Source organism: Pseudomonas sp. FSL R10-1339 (assembly GCF_009600545.1).
Lineage (GTDB): Bacteria > Pseudomonadota > Gammaproteobacteria > Pseudomonadales > Pseudomonadaceae > Aquipseudomonas > Aquipseudomonas bubulae.
Genome location: NZ_WIVQ01000110.1, coordinates 1 through 14,996, shown reverse-complemented (window position 1 = coordinate 14,996; position 14,996 = coordinate 1). Strand labels below are relative to the sequence as shown.

The 14,996-nt window shown below is 57.6% G+C and carries 16 protein-coding genes and 2 pseudogenes; 3 read left to right on the top strand and 15 right to left on the bottom strand.

The window, feature by feature from the left end; translation table 11 throughout:
* Both GHO03_RS21425 and GHO03_RS21420 read left to right on the top strand, forming a co-directional pair.
* Positions 1-249, top strand: a pseudogene (locus GHO03_RS21425) (magnesium chelatase); the annotation flags it as partial.
* A 98-nt stretch (positions 250-347) separates the two neighbouring features.
* Complete coding sequence (locus GHO03_RS21420) at positions 348-902, top strand: VWA domain-containing protein (RefSeq protein WP_095038825.1); 555 nt, start codon at positions 348-350, stop codon at positions 900-902.
* 48 nt (positions 903-950) lie between these two features.
* On the opposite strand, the gene GHO03_RS21415 is transcribed toward GHO03_RS21420, so the two are convergent.
* The gene (locus tag GHO03_RS21415) at positions 951-1,217 is read right to left on the bottom strand and encodes a hypothetical protein (RefSeq protein WP_095000290.1); all 267 of its coding nucleotides are present in this window, start codon (positions 1,215-1,217) and stop codon (positions 951-953) included.
* Positions 1,218-1,550: 333 nt separating this feature from the next.
* On the opposite strand from GHO03_RS21415, the gene GHO03_RS21410 reads away from it, so the two are divergent.
* Positions 1,551-2,876 (top strand): sigma-54 dependent transcriptional regulator, encoded by a 1,326-nt coding sequence (locus GHO03_RS21410; protein WP_095000289.1) that lies wholly within the window; start codon positions 1,551-1,553, stop codon positions 2,874-2,876.
* Between the two features lie 48 nt (positions 2,877-2,924).
* On the opposite strand, the gene GHO03_RS21405 is transcribed toward GHO03_RS21410, so the two are convergent.
* The 14 genes and pseudogenes from GHO03_RS21405 to GHO03_RS21340 all read right to left on the bottom strand — a co-directional run.
* The gene (locus tag GHO03_RS21405; RefSeq protein WP_095032583.1) at positions 2,925-4,214 is read right to left on the bottom strand and encodes a transporter; all 1,290 of its coding nucleotides are present in this window, start codon (positions 4,212-4,214) and stop codon (positions 2,925-2,927) included.
* Between the two features lie 46 nt (positions 4,215-4,260).
* On the bottom strand, positions 4,261-4,998 hold the full coding sequence (locus GHO03_RS21400) for a hypothetical protein (RefSeq protein ID WP_133144588.1): 738 nt from the start codon (positions 4,996-4,998) through the stop codon (positions 4,261-4,263).
* Positions 4,999-5,044: 46 nt separating this feature from the next.
* The gene (locus GHO03_RS21395; RefSeq protein ID WP_095024692.1) at positions 5,045-5,725 is read right to left on the bottom strand and encodes a C39 family peptidase; all 681 of its coding nucleotides are present in this window, start codon (positions 5,723-5,725) and stop codon (positions 5,045-5,047) included.
* A gap of 62 nt (positions 5,726-5,787) precedes the next feature.
* Entirely contained in the window at positions 5,788-6,582 is a 795-nt protein-coding gene (locus GHO03_RS21390; RefSeq protein ID WP_133144589.1) for a hypothetical protein, read from the bottom strand.
* A 70-nt stretch (positions 6,583-6,652) separates the two neighbouring features.
* Positions 6,653-7,228, bottom strand: coding sequence for an adhesin (locus tag GHO03_RS21385; protein ID WP_153400488.1), 576 nt, complete (start codon positions 7,226-7,228; stop codon positions 6,653-6,655).
* 1 nt (position 7,229) lies between these two features.
* Entirely contained in the window at positions 7,230-7,670 is a 441-nt protein-coding gene (locus GHO03_RS21380) for a hypothetical protein (protein WP_153400487.1), read from the bottom strand.
* Between the two features lie 362 nt (positions 7,671-8,032).
* Positions 8,033-8,587, bottom strand: a complete 555-nt coding sequence (locus GHO03_RS21375; protein WP_095019956.1) for an AAA family ATPase — start codon at positions 8,585-8,587, stop codon at positions 8,033-8,035.
* The gene (gene pnuC, locus GHO03_RS21370; RefSeq protein ID WP_095000282.1) at positions 8,584-9,147 is read right to left on the bottom strand and encodes a nicotinamide riboside transporter PnuC; all 564 of its coding nucleotides are present in this window, start codon (positions 9,145-9,147) and stop codon (positions 8,584-8,586) included. The genes GHO03_RS21375 and pnuC overlap by 4 nt, the downstream gene beginning before the upstream one ends.
* A gap of 109 nt (positions 9,148-9,256) precedes the next feature.
* Positions 9,257-10,864: a glycosyltransferase family 39 protein gene (locus GHO03_RS21365; protein ID WP_133144592.1), complete on the bottom strand. Its 1,608-nt coding sequence runs from the start codon at positions 10,862-10,864 to the stop codon at positions 9,257-9,259.
* A gap of 75 nt (positions 10,865-10,939) precedes the next feature.
* The gene (locus GHO03_RS21360; RefSeq protein WP_133144593.1) at positions 10,940-12,298 is read right to left on the bottom strand and encodes a UDP-glucose/GDP-mannose dehydrogenase family protein; all 1,359 of its coding nucleotides are present in this window, start codon (positions 12,296-12,298) and stop codon (positions 10,940-10,942) included.
* A complete protein-coding gene (gene arnF, locus GHO03_RS21355; RefSeq protein WP_095000279.1) occupies positions 12,295-12,696 on the bottom strand; it encodes a 4-amino-4-deoxy-L-arabinose-phosphoundecaprenol flippase subunit ArnF in 402 nt (133 codons plus the stop codon). The genes GHO03_RS21360 and arnF overlap by 4 nt, the downstream gene beginning before the upstream one ends.
* On the bottom strand, positions 12,693-13,037 hold the full coding sequence (gene arnE, locus GHO03_RS21350) for a 4-amino-4-deoxy-L-arabinose-phosphoundecaprenol flippase subunit ArnE (protein WP_095000278.1): 345 nt from the start codon (positions 13,035-13,037) through the stop codon (positions 12,693-12,695). Before arnE ends, arnF begins: the two co-directional genes overlap by 4 nt.
* The gene (gene arnT, locus GHO03_RS21345; RefSeq protein ID WP_133144594.1) at positions 13,034-14,683 is read right to left on the bottom strand and encodes a lipid IV(A) 4-amino-4-deoxy-L-arabinosyltransferase; all 1,650 of its coding nucleotides are present in this window, start codon (positions 14,681-14,683) and stop codon (positions 13,034-13,036) included. Before arnT ends, arnE begins: the two co-directional genes overlap by 4 nt.
* A pseudogene (locus tag GHO03_RS21340) lies at positions 14,680-14,996 on the bottom strand (4-deoxy-4-formamido-L-arabinose-phosphoundecaprenol deformylase); the annotation flags it as partial. The gene arnT and the pseudogene GHO03_RS21340, both read right to left, overlap by 4 nt.

Genomic DNA, 14,996 nt, shown 5'->3' with positions numbered 1-14,996 from the left:
CGGGCCCATGCCGCCTGGCGCGGGGCCACGGCCATCAGCCTGGACGATATTGATGCCGTGGCCGAGTTTGCCTTGCGTCATCGCCGCCGAGAACCTAAAGGCCAGGCGTCAACACCACCACCGCAGTCACCCCCTCAGGCCAGCAATGCTTCGCCTCAATCGGGGCAGGGCCAGTGGGGCGAACTGCCTGCACAGGTGCAACCCATGGGCGCGCGCCGTGAAGTGCCGAGCTGGCCAAAAAAGCCCTAGGCATCCGCCCCCGTTCTGCAGTGGGGGCGGATGCCAGGCCCCGGTCAGGTCAGCTCTCTGCGGGCAGGCAAGGCGCAAGCCGCAGCGCCGGCAGCGGGATGATCGACTGGGTGAAAACCCTGCTCGGCGGTCGTCCCCGGCTGCACGCTGATCTGGCCTGGAAAACCCGGCAAAGTGCAGCGCCGGAACTCTGGCTGGTGGTGGTGGATGCGTCTGCTTCAACCCGTCGCCATCAGGCGCTGAGTGACGCCAAGGGGCTGCTGGCCCAACTGTTTGAAGATGCGTATCGCCAGCGTGTGCGGGTGGCGGTGATGACGGTCAGCGCAAAGGCGCCGCAGTGGCAGGTCATCGGCTCCAAGGCGTCTGCTGCCTTGAATGACTGGTTGCAGGGCTTGGGTGCTGGAGGCGGGACGCCTTTGCTGGAGGCCTTGCAGGAAGTCGCTGACTGGCTTGAAAGGCGCCGCAAACAGTGTCCAGAGGAACAACAGCGCTTTTTACTGTTGACCGATGGCCGACTGAAAGAGTGGTCAACGCTGCCGGCCATTGACTGCCCGGGACTGTTGATCGATATCGAGCGTGGCCCGCTTCGTTTGGGCCGCTCGCGTCAAATGGCCGCCGAGTTGAATGCAGAGTATGTACACATTGATGGCTGATTATTTGTGGGAGCTGGTCAACCAGCTCCCAAATCAGTCAGCCGCTTCTCAAGCAGGCATGACCCAAGGCTGCAGGGTGTAGCCTTCGCTGCTGATCTCGGCGCGGGCTTGTGCCAGCAGGCTTTCCAGCTGAGCGGCGTCAGCGCAGGCGCTGCGCGGGATCTGTTTGCGGCCGATACGGGTATTGGTGCGATCGATAACAGTCAGGCTCAACTCGCCATGACCATCCTGTGCAGCCCAGGCAACGCATTGAAAAGGTTCAAAAGCGTGGCCGGCAATCAAAAGAGCTTCGTTGAAACGGAGCGGGGCGTTCATAGGGTGTTCTCTCAAGTATGCCCATCAAGTGATTAACCGTCGGCTGGGCTTACCGTTCGGTTGGTTACTTGTACTGATGACTTTAGAGGGGCATCAGGTCACACACTTTCGTCATATTTTTAAAAGTTTTTTTATATGACTGATCCAGATCAATTTTCAGTGAGTGTATCTATCGCCCCTGCTCTTGGAACGAGGCTGTACAGTTTGATTGGCTATTAGGGTTATAAACAAACGATCCAGAAAGCGCCCAATGGCTTGCTAAGGTTACGCGTAAGTTGAACAAGGGACTGTTTTTAATGCTGTTTTATGTTTTTCTGGCGCCAAGGAACAGTCATGCTTGCAATGTCCTCTCCCCGACGTCTGCTGGTGGTCGATCCCTGTGCGGATTGTCATGAATTGCTCCCCGGTCTGCGAACCATAGGCTGGGCGGTCGACAGCTGCACTCTGGCAACCGTTGTTGACCGCTCTTGCGATGTTGGCCTGTTCAGGCTGCAACCTTTTCATCTGGAACGTCCCGAAGCGGTAAAAGACATGATCAGTCGCAGTGGTACCGAGTGGATTGCGGCGCTCACCCCTGACGTACTGAAAATGAACAATGTGGGGGATTTTGTCTGCGAATGGTTTTTTGACTTTCACACCTTGCCCTTTGACGTCTCCCGGGTCCAGGTCACACTCGGCCGGGCCTTTGGCATGGCGTGCCTGCGAGGGCAAACTTCAACCCCGTCCGATGTACAGGAAGATGAACTGCTGGGTGACAGCCGATTGATGCGGGACCTGCGCATGACGGTGAGCAAATTTGCACCCACCCAGTCGCCCATCCTGATTCGCGGCGAGAGCGGTACGGGCAAGGAGCTGGTCGCCCGCACACTGCACCGTCAATCCCAGCGCAACGGCAAGCCATTTATTGCAATCAATTGCGGCTCCATTCCCGACCACTTGATCCAGTCTGAGCTGTTCGGCCATGAAAAGGGCTCCTTCACCGGCGCCCATCAGCGCAGGGTTGGACGCATTGAGGCCGCGAATGGCGGTACGCTTTTTCTGGATGAAATTGGCGATCTGCCGTTGGAATTGCAAGCCAGCCTGTTGCGCTTTTTGCAGGAAAAACACATCGAGAGAGTCGGCGGCAACCAGCCGATCCCCATCGATGTTCGTATTCTGGCAGCGACCCATGTTGATCTCGAGGCGGCAGTCGCCAACGGTCAATTTCGTGAAGACCTGTATTACCGCCTCAACGTGTTGCAATTAACCACCGCCCCCTTGCGAGAGCGACATGGTGACCTGGCCATGCTGGCCAGTCACTTTGCCCGTTTCTACAGTCTGGAAACAGGCCGTCGCCCGCGTACGTTCAGTGACGAGGCGTTGATTGCCATGGGCAATCATGGCTGGCCGGGAAATGTCCGCGAGCTGGCCAACCGCGTGCGTCGTGGCCTGGTATTGGCCGAAGGGCGGCAGATCGAAGCGCATGATCTGGGCCTGGAGTTGCGCCCGTTGCTGGTCGGCACGATGAACACCCTTGAACAATACAAGGACCGCGCCGAACGCCAGGCACTGTGCGAGGTGCTGGACCGGCACAGCGACAATTTGAGCATGGCCGCCAAGGTGCTTGGGGTTTCGCGGCCGACGTTTTATCGGTTACTGCACAAGCATCACATTCGTTGAAAGCAGCAAAAGGCCCCCAGCGCTCAAGCGCGGAGGGCCTTTTGCTGTTTAGAAGTAGTAAGGGAATTTCAGGCTGAAGGTGAAGTCCGGCGCATCGTCGGTCAAGCCTATGGACAGGTTTGGCACGATGGTCAGGTTATCGGTCGCTGCTACGGTCATGCCGATATTGAAGTAACCGGCGTTGGCATCACTGGTGGTAACTGTTTGCCAGTCACCGCCATCCTGCTTGAGTTTGCTCTTTTTCTGAATCAGGTCGGACACGGAAAACGACATACTCATTTTTTCGTTGAGGGCAAAAGCAACCCCTGCGCCAATCTGGAAGCTGTCACCCAGTTTGACCTTGCCAGGCTGCTTCAGGTTTTGCGTGGAACTGATGTCGTCAAATGACTCTTCAAGGTTATGGGTATACGAGAGAGAGCCGAACAGCACAGCTGGGTCGAAGGTCTTGACCAGGGAAATGGCAGGGCTGATCGACCACACACCATTGCCGGTGGGCAGGTCTTCAGGGACAAACAAGTTGGTGTTTTCAGAGGCTTTGACCAGTTTGATGCCAAACGGGTCCTTGCCGGTGGGGGCCTTGACCCGCACGCTGAAGACCGCATCCGGGGTATTGACCGACTCGTCGAGGAACTTGTATGCGACTCCGAAGTTGACGTCGCCAATGGTCGGGTCGCGGGTAACCGTTTGCTCTGAAGTGGCTTGCGCATCACCGCCGTTGGCCCCGCCGGACTGGTAAGTACTCTCGCGGTAAATCACCGGAACGTTAACGTCAAACTGCCAGCGGTTATCCAGGTTATAGCGTCCGGTGAGGTCAAGGGTCCAGTTGTCGGCCTTGATCCGGTCGAGGTTGAGGTTGCCCAGGAAAATTGAATCCAGGGCCAGAAAACCATTGAGAATCAGCTGGCGTGTGTCATAACGCGAATAGGTAATACCCGTTTCGAGGCTGAACTTGCCGCCGCCGAAAAAACCGCTGGCTTCATCGTAGAGGTTGACCACACTCTGGGCGGGGGCGGAGTCATCCTTGAGCGCGGCGCCATAAGAGCTGCCTTGTGCAGCGGTACTGGTGCCACTGGCAGCCGTAACGTTCTGGTTGCCCTTCATGTCGGCCGGTGATTTGGCCAGGCGCCTGGGTTGCGGCGTCGCAGGCTGATCCTCAACTTCACGCACCCGTTGCTCAAGCACTGCCAAGGCTTTTTGCTGTTGATCGTAACGTTGGCGAAGCTCCATAAGTTCTTGTTTTAGTAGCGCTAGATCGGCATCAGCCGCTGCATATAACAGGGGTGACGGGAATATAGTGCTCATACATACAACTGCGCGAAAGGTTAACGATCGATGCATGAAATAAGCCGTCCAGATAAGCCAAGTTGTAGAGCCTGAGCCTAGTTCAATAACCCATATTGCGAAGGCCTTTTAACTGATTGAGGTTGCAATCGAGCGCGCCGGGGCTGGGCAGGTTGTTACCCAGTACCACGTTAAGTTGTGCCATGTTATTGACCCTATTACCGCCGCCCAGCAAAGTAGTGCTTTGCAATACGCCACCCTGGGCGATTTGCTGCAGTGAGCTGCCTTGATTGTTGTTGGCCTGAATGGCCAGCTGAACGCCCCCACCCGTGGCGGAGACGGTCACATTGCCCGCACCAGCAGCCTGGGTGATGGACGTATGGGTCGTGAGTAATACCCCTTGCTGGTTGACCATGGGGGCCTGGTCGGCCTCGCTGACATTGATGTCGACGTTGTTATAGGCACTGTTGTTGTCACCCGCAGCCCGAACGCTCTGGGTGACGCCTTGGGCTGTGGTCAGGCCCGCACCACCGGTAACCGAGCCAGTGCCGTTTGAGCCAGGGGCACCGTTACCGGCAGAACTGTAAGTGGACACGTAAAACTTGGGTTCAATGGTGTTTTGCACATACATGGAAGTACTGGCGCCGACTACGCCGCCATTGCTGCTGGTCCAGGTACTGTTCATCACGATGCCGAAACTGATGATCCGCCCGGGCATCACATAACGGCCGCGCAACTCGGCCATTTCAGTGTCTTTCAATTCAACCGGTTTAAAGGACGCCGCCTGGGCGTGCAGGCTGTTCGCAAGGCATGCGGCAATCAGCCATATGGAAGTTTTCATGTACGGCTCCTGGAGCGTCGGGCTCCGTAGTCATGATTGACGCACCTTAAAAAAAGTCGCTTTGGATAAAACCGAAGTCCATGAGTTCTGCGTCTTTGACCGGGTTAAACCCGTTGAGCTGGTTTTTTGCGGTCAGCGGGGCAGGCGGGGTCAATAACGCATTGGTCTTGTCGTAACCGGGGCCGATGATGGCAAACACAATGCCATTCCAGCCTTTGAGGAAATCTGCGTGGGAGTAGCGCTTGTGCCCCAGTACAGGGTCGCCGATATACACCCAGTCCTTCTGCGCGCGTTGCAGCACGACAAAGTGCTTGTAGCCACGGATATCCAGTAGCACCACAACGGGTATGTTCACGCTTTCAAGGCTCTGCGCCGGAATTCGGTAACCCCTGGCGCGCATGCCGATGCTCTCAACGTAGCGCTTCATGTCGAGCATTGAGAAGCCCTGGGTGCGAACCAGATCCTGATCAGCGTTTTGCAGCATCCCCTTGATGATCTGGTCTTCGTTGACGTCCAGCCAATAGGCCTGACGCAGTACGGTGGCGAGCGCCGCAGCGCCGCAACTGAAATCGGTTTTTTGTTCAACGATATCCGCAAAGCGCCTTTCACGAATGCTCTGCACCTGCTTGAACACCAGGTTGCCGCCAGGCAGGGCAGCGATTGGCATCTGTGCGGCATGGGCCATTGCGCTCAGGCCGAAGAAGAGGGTGAGGGCGACAATACGCATGATTGATACGCCTGAATAAGGAAAAAGGGTCTCATAAACGAGACCCTTCTTTAGCGTCGCGACTACATGCAGACCTTGCAGCCGGCAGCGATGGACAGCGAGTTGCTTTGTTGGTTGCCGGTACCTGCCGCAATATTGGCACCGCCATTACCCGAGTAGCCATTGAACGAATGGTCCATGGTGGCGTTGTTGACGACAGGGGTTTTGTTGTTCCAGCCCGACCCTTGATTCCAGGTATTCACATTGCTCAGGTAAGACGCACCGGCTTCGTTGATCACCGACAGGTTGTTCGAGGTTTGCGAGGCGGTTGCCCCGGCGCTGGCGATACGACCATTGGATACGGCGATGGCCAGGTTGTTTTTCTGTTGGTTGAACTCGCCCGAAGCAACGTTTATGCCGACGTTACCCGAACTGCCATTGGCCGAGCTTTTGATCGAGGCGTTGTTTTGTGCGCCATAGTTGTGCGAGTTGTTGTGGCTGTTGGTCTGGGTGGCGCTGGTCAGGGACGCAGCGGTACCAAACACAAAGCTCTCGTCTGAAGTGGCGATCGCTACGGCGTTGTCTTGCTGGTTGCCGGAGCCGGAAGCGGCGTTCGCACCCATGTTGCCTTCAGACCCTTTGATCGAGTCCTTGATGGTTGCATTGTTTTCGACCGCCTTGTTGGTCACTTTGTTGTTGTGACTGTTTTGCACGTCAATCACGACTGCAGCAGCGGCGGCATTAGGGTCAAGGGTGTATGCAGGCGGTGTCGATGGAGGCGGCGGATTGTTGTTGCCGGTACCGTTGGCTTGAGCAGATACGGCCACCAGTGTTGCCAGAGCGAAAGCCAGTGGCTTCAGAGCGATTGACGGTTTCATGGTGTTTCTCCGTGCATCATTAGTTGGGTTAAGTGTTGGCACTTTCCAATTGCACTGCGTTGTTGCCGGGTCAGTCAGCAACCCGGATATTCAGGGTGTTAGCCATGCGGTTCCCCACCCCTGCACTCTGGTTCAACTGCACCACCCCTCGGCTGCCGGTGAAGGCCTGATCGCTGGTAACGATCTGGCGACTGCCGCTGGCGGGGGATGCGGTACCCGAGTCTGGAAGCAGCGCCACGTTCTGCTGGGACAAGGCGCTGTCGTCAATACCTTGCGGCCGGGCACTGATGCTGACCCGCACGGCATTGACCATCTGGTTATTGGCTCCGGCTGACTGGTTGATACCGATCACACCGCTGCCATTACTGAAGGAATTGCCACCGATAGTTGCCCGGGCATTGAGCGAGGTGTCGGCGGGGGTATTGAGTTTCTGGGTCACTGCAGTCGTAGCGCGTGCCTCGGTGCCGATGGCAATTGCACGGATATTGACTTGCTGTTGCTGATCGCCAGAGGCCTGGTTAAGCGAGACATTGCCATGGTAGTTGGCCCCCGAATCCTTGATCGTGGCGTTGTTATCGGAAGCCGCCACAGCGAAGGAGGTGACCAGCAGCGCGGCAATCAGTGCAGGCAGGCGGCAGACAATCATGTTATTTCCCCTGGCCCAGGGCAGTGAGCGGGCGCATCCCCTGGCTGATGCTATTGCCAATCGTGCCGGAAATGCTGTTTGCGCTGCCGCCAGCATGACCATTGCTTATGCCTGGCAGGCCGTTGCTGGTGGTGAGGCCGGGCAGTGTGTTACCACTGGGCATAATGGACCGGGTGATCGCAGCTCCGCTGCTGACGCCGGCAAAGTCACCATCGCTCAGTTCACGGGTTGCACCCATGACTTGAACCAAGGGGCTGGCATTTGCGGTTAGCGGGTCAGGATCGGGATGCATGGGCGGATTGCCCACCGCATGGGGTTGCACGGTACGGGTAAGCACTATTTCGCCATTGCCGGCGGCCTGAACAACGGCGCACCAGCCCAGCAAGGCGCTCAGGCTGCAAGCCATCAGCAGGTGACCATTACCACAACATGCGCGCCCCATGACTGTGCTCCCTTATCGACGCTGGCCCTGGCAAGCGTGATAGGAAGAGGGCATGAGCTGTGCCATTTCTAAGTTAATGTTTGAAAACAACAGCACACAGCACGATGACTGTTCCGGGCGGGATCAGGTGTAACGAACATGAGATGTCAGTGTGCAGCCCCGGCCCTTGTACAATAAGGGCCGGGTTGCAAATTACGTGGTGCAGGGGGGTGTCTCGTTAACCTTACAATTTCGCAAAGTCGTGCCTCAAACCAATGTTTTAGAGGCTTCACGAAATTTTCATGTAACAGCAACGGACATTGGCAAGAAGCTGAAAGCATTAAGTAACTCGCTTGCCAGTTGTTTGTTGTAAACAACCTAACTTATGGACTAATACTGTCTGAGCAAGTTTCCCGACTACCCATTAATTGTTCGACTGCGGCGCAGGCATGCTGTTGCCGGGCCTGCCAGTCGCCGGTTATCACTTGTACGGTTTGTTGATGATCGGTGAGCCAGTCAAGACTGGCCGCAAAAAACGCCTGGCGTTCCGCCAGTGAGGGTTGGCAGCGTTGACCGTCAGCGGTCCACTCCACATCGTCGGGGGACAGCAGCAAATGCAGGTCGTAGTGGCGCTTGAGCAGTTCAGTTTCAAGCCACTGTGGGCAGTCACCAAACAGGGTCTGGCTCCAGAGGATATTGCTGAGTAAATGGGTATCCAGAATCAGCAGCGCGGGTTGTTGGGCGCGCGCTTCGTCTTCCCAGCGAAGCTGCCCGAGAGCGATGTCCGGAATATCGGCCAGGCAGGTCTCGCGAGGGTTTTGCTCGATAAAGTAGCGCACATACTCGCCCACCATCGTGCCGCCAAAGCGCTGCTGCAATAACGCAGCGAGCCAGCTCTTGCCACTCGACTCCGGCCCCGCCAGAACGACCACCTTCATGTGCGCAGCGCCGGGTCGCGGCGCCAGTCACGCCAGCCTTGAATGGCTATCAGGGTAAACAACGCGTACAGGCCGGCGGTGAAGTACAGGTCCTGCCAGGCAAAAAAGCCGATATAAAGCACATCGATGACACACCACAATGCCCAACACTGCAGGCGTTTTTGCGCCATCCATAATTGGGCAACCAGACTGAAGGCTGTCAGCGTGGCATCTGACCAGGGGAAAGTGGAATCGGTCCAATGGGCCATTGAGGCGCCGAGAACCACGCTGCCGATGGCGCCTGCAATCACGCCGCCCAGCACTTGCAATGGGCTTAGCCGGCTGACGACACGGCCTTCATGCTGTGCCCCTGCGCGTGTCCACTGCCACCAGCCATAGACTTGCAACAGGGCAAAAAATACCTGCAAGAGCATGCCTGAATACAGTTTGATCTCGAAGAAGATCCAGCTGTAGAGCAGCACCATCACCAGGCCGATGGGCCAGCACCAGGGGTTCTGTTTGACTGTCAACCAGACAGCAATGACGCCGAGTGCGGCGGCAAACAGTTCAAGCCCTGACATTGGGATTCCTTGGGGAGAGAGAAGGGCGGGGATTGTACCTGCAGGCGCACTGTTTGTGCTCTGGCGTTTTGCCGTAGTTGTGGGAGCGGGCAAGCCCGCTCCCACAGGATCAAGGCCGATGCAGCAACACATAGTCGTTCTTGTCGAAACGACCGCTCAGCGTCGGGGCAATATTACCCAGGTCACTGCCTTGCAAGGCCTCATAGTCCTTGCGATCCATGATGATCCAGGCCGGAGCCGGCAATGCTGCCAGTTCAGCGGATGACTGGGTGAACAGCGGTAGCAGATCACGATCCACGTTAACCATGAACTTGATCGCCTTGGCGTCCTTGCCCATGCCATGCAGTACTACTGGGGCCGGAGCCTGGTCGATCAGTTGCATGGCCTTGAGGGTAAAGGTACGCGTATCGTAAAGGCTGCGCTCTGCAGGTTCGAAGACCATGATATAGCTGCTCCACATCGCCAGCACCGCACAGGTTGCCAGCCCCGCAACACGCCATTGGGCTTTGAACAGTACGCCAACGGCCAGAACCTGAAGCACGGCCAGGGCCACGAATATGACGGTCAAGGGTGGCAACTCTTCACCAAAACGCTTGCGTACAACCACCAGACCGATAATCAGTAAACCCGGCAGCAGCAGGAACAACCCCTGAATCAAGCCGCGCAGGCCAGCAAAGACCCGCCCGTGCATGACCTGGAACGGGTAGGCCGCAATAATCGCGGCCATCGGTAACATGGGCAGCAGGTAACGGGCCTTTTTGGCCTGGGGAATCGACAGGCCGATCATCACGATCAGGGCTGCACCAACGCAGTACTTGACCAGTTGCAAGGCTGGCCCCGACGGCTTGCGCCCGGTAATCAGGATCGCCAGCAGCACCAAAACGGCCAGCGGATAGGCCAGCGCGTAATTGCCCATGGAACTGGTGAAGTAATACAGCACGCCGCTGGCGCCTTCGGTTCCATCCATGCGTCCTGTCACTTGCATGCGGATGACTTCATGTACAAAAGCCTCACCGCCACTGATCCAGGCCAGCATCAATAACGTGCCAATACACAGGATCAGCAAGACCAGCGCTTGCAGGCCAAAGCTGATCAGGCGCCGCCACTGGCCATTAAGCAGGTAATAGCTGCACAGAATACCGGTGGGAATGACCAGGCCGATCGGCCCGCGCACCGCAAAACCCAATACCAGCAGGGCCAACAACCAGAAATGACGGCGTGGTGCCGCAAAGTGATCGTGGGCGTAAGCCAGGTAGAAGGCACTGAAACTGAGCGCTGCCAGCATCTGGTCAAGCGATACCGCGCGGGTTTCGGTGATAAAAGTCATGCTCAGCAACAGCAGTGCCACGCTGACCAGCGCCCAGGTGCGCGATTGCGCCGCTACCAGGCGATACATCAAGGTCACAATGCTTGCACTGGCAATGGCCGTGGGTAGCCAAGCGGTGAGGCTGGTGACTTTGCCAAAGGGCAGGGACAGCAGCCAGGTAAGCAGGGTCGAGGTTGCGCTGTAGTCCGCGTAAGGCTGGCCGTAGGTGGTCGGGAAAAAACCGGGGCCGTGACGCAGCATTTCATTGGCGAACATGACAAAGCGAGAATCAAAGCCGATCGCGGCCTCTTGATGGTTGCCCAGGATAAACAGCAGCAAGGCGAGCGCGCCCAGAACCAGCGATTGCCTGCGCAAGGTGAGCAGGGCGGGGGAGGTGAAATCGGCACGCATGTCGAGTTTCCTTGTCTCATCGGGACGCACAAAAAAAACGCCGCCATTGTTGCCAATGGCGGCGCTGCTGAATCATCAAAGGGCTGTAGACCCGACCGGCAAGTTGCACGACTCGCCACGCCCCATCGGGAAGTACTGCAAGCCGGCCTTGGCCAGGCGCTCACCGTCATACAGGTTGCGCCCGTCAAATATCACCGGTGTGCTCAGGCGTTGCTTGATCAGGTCGAAGTCCGGCGCCTTGAATTGCTGCCACTCGGTGCAGACGATCAATGCGTCGGCGCCATTAAGGGTAGATTCCGGTGTGCCCATCAGGCTCAGGCGCGCTTCATCGCCGTAAAGGCGCTGGGTTTCCTGCATGGCTTCGGGGTCGAAAGCGCGCACATTGGCACCCGCAGCCCACAGGGCCTCCATCAATACGCGGCTGGGTGCGTCGCGCATGTCATCGGTATTGGGTTTGAATGCCAGGCCCCACAACGCAAAGGTCTTGCCTTGAAGGTTGCCCTTGAAAAACGCGTTGATGCGTTCGAACAGCTTGTGCTTCTGCCGCTCGTTGATCGCTTCGACCGCTTGCAGCAGATCGCTGGAGCAATTGACCTGCTGGGCACTGTGGATCAGCGCGCGCATGTCTTTGGGGAAGCACGAACCGCCATAGCCGCAGCCAGGGTAGATGAAGTGATAGCCAATGCGCTGGTCGGCGCCAATGCCCAGGCGCACGGCTTCGATGTCGGCCCCAAGGTGCTCGGCCAGTTCGGCGATCTGGTTGATAAAGCTGATCTTGGTCGCCAGCATGCAGTTGGCGGCGTACTTGGTCAGCTCGGCGCTGCGCAGGTCCATGAAAATGATCCGGTCATGGTTGCGGTTGAACGGCGCGTACAGGTCGCGCATGACTTCACGCACCTCTTCACGGGCACAGCCAATGATGATGCGGTCCGGGCGGCGGCAATCAGTGACGGCCGAGCCTTCCTTGAGGAATTCCGGGTTGGATACCACGTCAAATTGCAGCGAGCGTCCGGCCTGTTCCAGGGCCTTGTTGATATGGGCGGTCAGCGCGTCGCCAGTGCCCACGGGCACGGTGGATTTCTCGACCAGGATCAGCGGCTCCTTGCGGTGGCGGGCAACGGCGTCACCCACGGAGAACACCTGGCCAAGATCAGCCGAACCGTCTTCGCTCGGTGGTGTGCCCACGGCGATAAACAGTACCTGGCCGTGCTCGACAGCGGTTTTTTCATCGCTGGTAAAACGCAGGCGCTTGCTCTCGAGGTTTTCACGCACCAGGGCTGAAAGCCCGGGCTCGAAAATGCTGACGTGACCTTGTTGCAGCGACTCGACCTTTTTCTGGTCAATGTCCATGCAGATGACGTCATGGCCGACTTCCGCCAGAACCGTCGCCTGCACCAGGCCTACATAACCACTACCAAATACACTGATTTTCATGCGCTGTTTCCGGAAGTACGTCGAGAATTGATCACAAGCACCCCAAGAATGACCAGCGTCACACCGAGGGTTTTTGAAAGGGTGAAGCTTTCATGGAAAATCGGCAGGCTGGCAGCCAGCAGGTAGACCAATGCATAGCTGACACTTAGCAGCGAATAGGCGCGGCCCAAGGGCAAATCGCGCAGGGCCAGCAGCCAGCAGAGCATCGACAGTGCATACGCGACAATGGCGGCAACTACCATGGCCAACGCCGGGAGCGAGACACTGCCCTGGCTGAACGCTTCAAGCCATTGGGCGGGCTGCGGCAACCGCGTCATGCTCCAGCGCATGCCCAGTTGGGCGCCGCTGACCAGTAATACACTGCCTGAGGCAAAGGCAAATCCACGGTACAGGCTCATGCGTGTTGCCCCAGCAAAACCACCCCGGCTATTACCAGCCCAACGCCCAGCCAATGGCGCAGGTCGATGGTTTCTTTAAACAGATAGCGGGCCACCAGGGTGATCAGTACAAAATTTAGGCTGAGCATCGGGTAAGCAACCCCGACCTCGAGCCGTTGTAGCACCAGCAACCACACCAGCAAACCCAGGCCGAGACATAGCAGTGCCAGCCATAACCAGGGGGAGCGCAGTTTTTGCGCCACCCCGGTGTCAACCCCGCGCCAACCTTCGACCGCGTATTTCTGGGCGATCTGGCCAGCACAGGTCAACAGACAGGCCAACAGCAATAGCGTCAGGGTCATGGAGCAATCTGCGGGTAAATCAAAATCACCATATTGCCTTCGTCATAGCGCTTGGCGTCTTTGGGCAACTCGTCCATTTCATGGCTCTCATCGCTGTCCTTGACGCGCATCACCACGCCGACAGGGCCTTTGCGGCGAGCTTCAGCCATCCACGGGCCAACTTCAGTCAGGCTAATGCTTTTACCTTTGGCATCGTCGTAGGTCAGGCCGTACTTGACCTCACCCTGGGTGTTGTAGAGTGTCACGTCAGGTCGGCGCAGACGCCAGGCCAAAGCAGACGCTGCGCCCAGGTCGTTACTCAGAAATGTCTTGGCCCGGGACAGCTCATCCATATGTTCCAGGACAAACTGGTCAGGCATTTTGTTGTGAACCACGCTGCTCGGCATGGCGGCTGGCAGTACCAGTACCAGAACACCCATGGCCAGTGCCGGCGCAGCCCACATTTTCAGAGGTTTGGTCAGTGTCAGCAGGCCGGTAATGATCCACGTCAGCAGCACCACGACCAGCAGGGCCATATGCAGCGGTTCGTTGTCATAGAAGGGCTGTTTGACCTGGAAATACACCAGGGCCAGCAATGCCGCACTGCCGCCGATCAGGTTGACCGCGCCATTGAAGCGCAGGGCGCAGGTTTTGGCCTGTTCAACCCGTTGCATCATTGCGTGGCCCAGCAGCAGTGCCAACGGCAACATGCACGGCATGATGTAGGTTGGCAGCTTGCCCTTGCTCAGGCTGAACAGCCCCAGTGGCAGCAGCAGCCATAGCAGCACGAACACAATGCTTGCATGGCGTTTGTTGCTCCAGGCGTCCTTGAAGGCCACCGGCAACAACGCTGCCCAAGGCAGGCTGGAAACCACCAGCAGCGGCAGGTAGAACCACCATGGGCGACCGTGCTGGGCATCGTCACCGGCAAAACGGCGGATATGCTCGTGCCAGAAGAAGAAGCGCCAGTAGTCAGGCTCCTGGGCGTGTACTGCCAGCACCCACGGCAGCGAGACAATGGCCGCCACCAGCATGGCCACCAGGCCGTACTTGACCAGTTCCAGAAAGCGCTTTTGCCAGAGCATGTAGGGCAGAGCGATCAGTACCGGCAGCAGCAGAGCTAGAAAACCCTTGGTCATAAAGCCCATGCCGCAGGCAAAACCCAGTACCACCCAACTGATCAGGCGATCACGATTGGAGCTGCTGTCGACGGCAAACCACAGCGCCACCAGGCTCAGGTTGACCCACAGGGTAAACTGCGGATCAAGGTTGGAATAACCGGCCTGGCCTGCAATCAGGCCAAAGGTCATGTACACCAGGGCGCAGGCAAAGCTCTTGCGCGGATCGTTCCACAGGCGACGGGCCACGGCATAGGCCAGGAATACGCTCAAACCGGTGGCGATGGCCGAGGCAATGCGCACGCCAAACAGGTTTTCGCCAAAAATGGCCTGGCCGATGGCAATCATCCAGTAGCCGGCAATCGGCTTCTCGAAGTAACGCAAATCCATAAAGTGCGGGGTGACCCAGTTACCGTCGATCAGGATTTGCTGGCCGATCTGCGCGTAGCGCGTTTCGTCCGGGATCCACAAGCCGTGGGTGCCCAATGGCAACAGGTAAAAGGCGATAAAGGCCAGAACCAGCAGCGGTATTGTCCAGCGTGAAGTCATGGCTTCTGCACTCCCAACCAGCCTTCACGGCCTTCCAGCACGCCACGGCTCAATTGCCCGGCGGGCAGGCTCTCGAGGTCGGCGGGCAGCAAGTCCCGCAGGGGTTGGAAATGAATGTCACGGGCACGGGCCTGCGCCAGTAATTGACGGAAGTCATTGGCCATAAGAATCCCTTCTACTTCAGCATGGATGGTGTACGCATTCAGCTTTTGCGGGCTGAAGCGGTCAAGAATGAATGAGTTGAAATCGGCGGCACTGAGCTCGGGCCCAACCACTTCATCGAATGTGGGTAAGTCCACAGGGATTTGCGGCG

Bases quoted from the DNA above. Each gene is read 5' to 3' on its own strand.
- GHO03_RS21400 (WP_133144588.1), bottom strand. From the start codon at position 4,998: ATGAAAACTTCCATATGGCTGATTGCCGCATGCCTTGCGAACAGCCTG.
- pnuC (WP_095000282.1), bottom strand. From the start codon at position 9,147: ATGTCAGGGCTTGAACTGTTTGCCGCCGCACTCGGCGTCATTGCTGTC.
- arnE (WP_095000278.1), bottom strand. From the start codon at position 13,037: ATGACCCTGACGCTATTGCTGTTGGCCTGTCTGTTGACCTGTGCTGGC.
- arnT (WP_133144594.1), bottom strand. From the start codon at position 14,683: ATGACTTCACGCTGGACAATACCGCTGCTGGTTCTGGCCTTTATCGCC.
- GHO03_RS21420 (WP_095038825.1), top strand. From the start codon at position 348: ATGATCGACTGGGTGAAAACCCTGCTCGGCGGTCGTCCCCGGCTGCAC.
- GHO03_RS21365 (WP_133144592.1), bottom strand. From the start codon at position 10,864: ATGCGTGCCGATTTCACCTCCCCCGCCCTGCTCACCTTGCGCAGGCAA.
- GHO03_RS21405 (WP_095032583.1), bottom strand. From the start codon at position 4,214: ATGCATCGATCGTTAACCTTTCGCGCAGTTGTATGTATGAGCACTATA.
- GHO03_RS21360 (WP_133144593.1), bottom strand. From the start codon at position 12,298: ATGAAAATCAGTGTATTTGGTAGTGGTTATGTAGGCCTGGTGCAGGCG.
- GHO03_RS21390 (WP_133144589.1), bottom strand. From the start codon at position 6,582: ATGAAACCGTCAATCGCTCTGAAGCCACTGGCTTTCGCTCTGGCAACA.
- GHO03_RS21380 (WP_153400487.1), bottom strand. From the start codon at position 7,670: ATGGGGCGCGCATGTTGTGGTAATGGTCACCTGCTGATGGCTTGCAGC.
- GHO03_RS21375 (WP_095019956.1), bottom strand. From the start codon at position 8,587: ATGAAGGTGGTCGTTCTGGCGGGGCCGGAGTCGAGTGGCAAGAGCTGG.
- GHO03_RS21410 (WP_095000289.1), top strand. From the start codon at position 1,551: ATGCTTGCAATGTCCTCTCCCCGACGTCTGCTGGTGGTCGATCCCTGT.
- GHO03_RS21395 (WP_095024692.1), bottom strand. From the start codon at position 5,725: ATGCGTATTGTCGCCCTCACCCTCTTCTTCGGCCTGAGCGCAATGGCC.
- GHO03_RS21415 (WP_095000290.1), bottom strand. From the start codon at position 1,217: ATGAACGCCCCGCTCCGTTTCAACGAAGCTCTTTTGATTGCCGGCCAC.
- GHO03_RS21385 (WP_153400488.1), bottom strand. From the start codon at position 7,228: ATGATTGTCTGCCGCCTGCCTGCACTGATTGCCGCGCTGCTGGTCACC.
- arnF (WP_095000279.1), bottom strand. From the start codon at position 12,696: ATGAGCCTGTACCGTGGATTTGCCTTTGCCTCAGGCAGTGTATTACTG.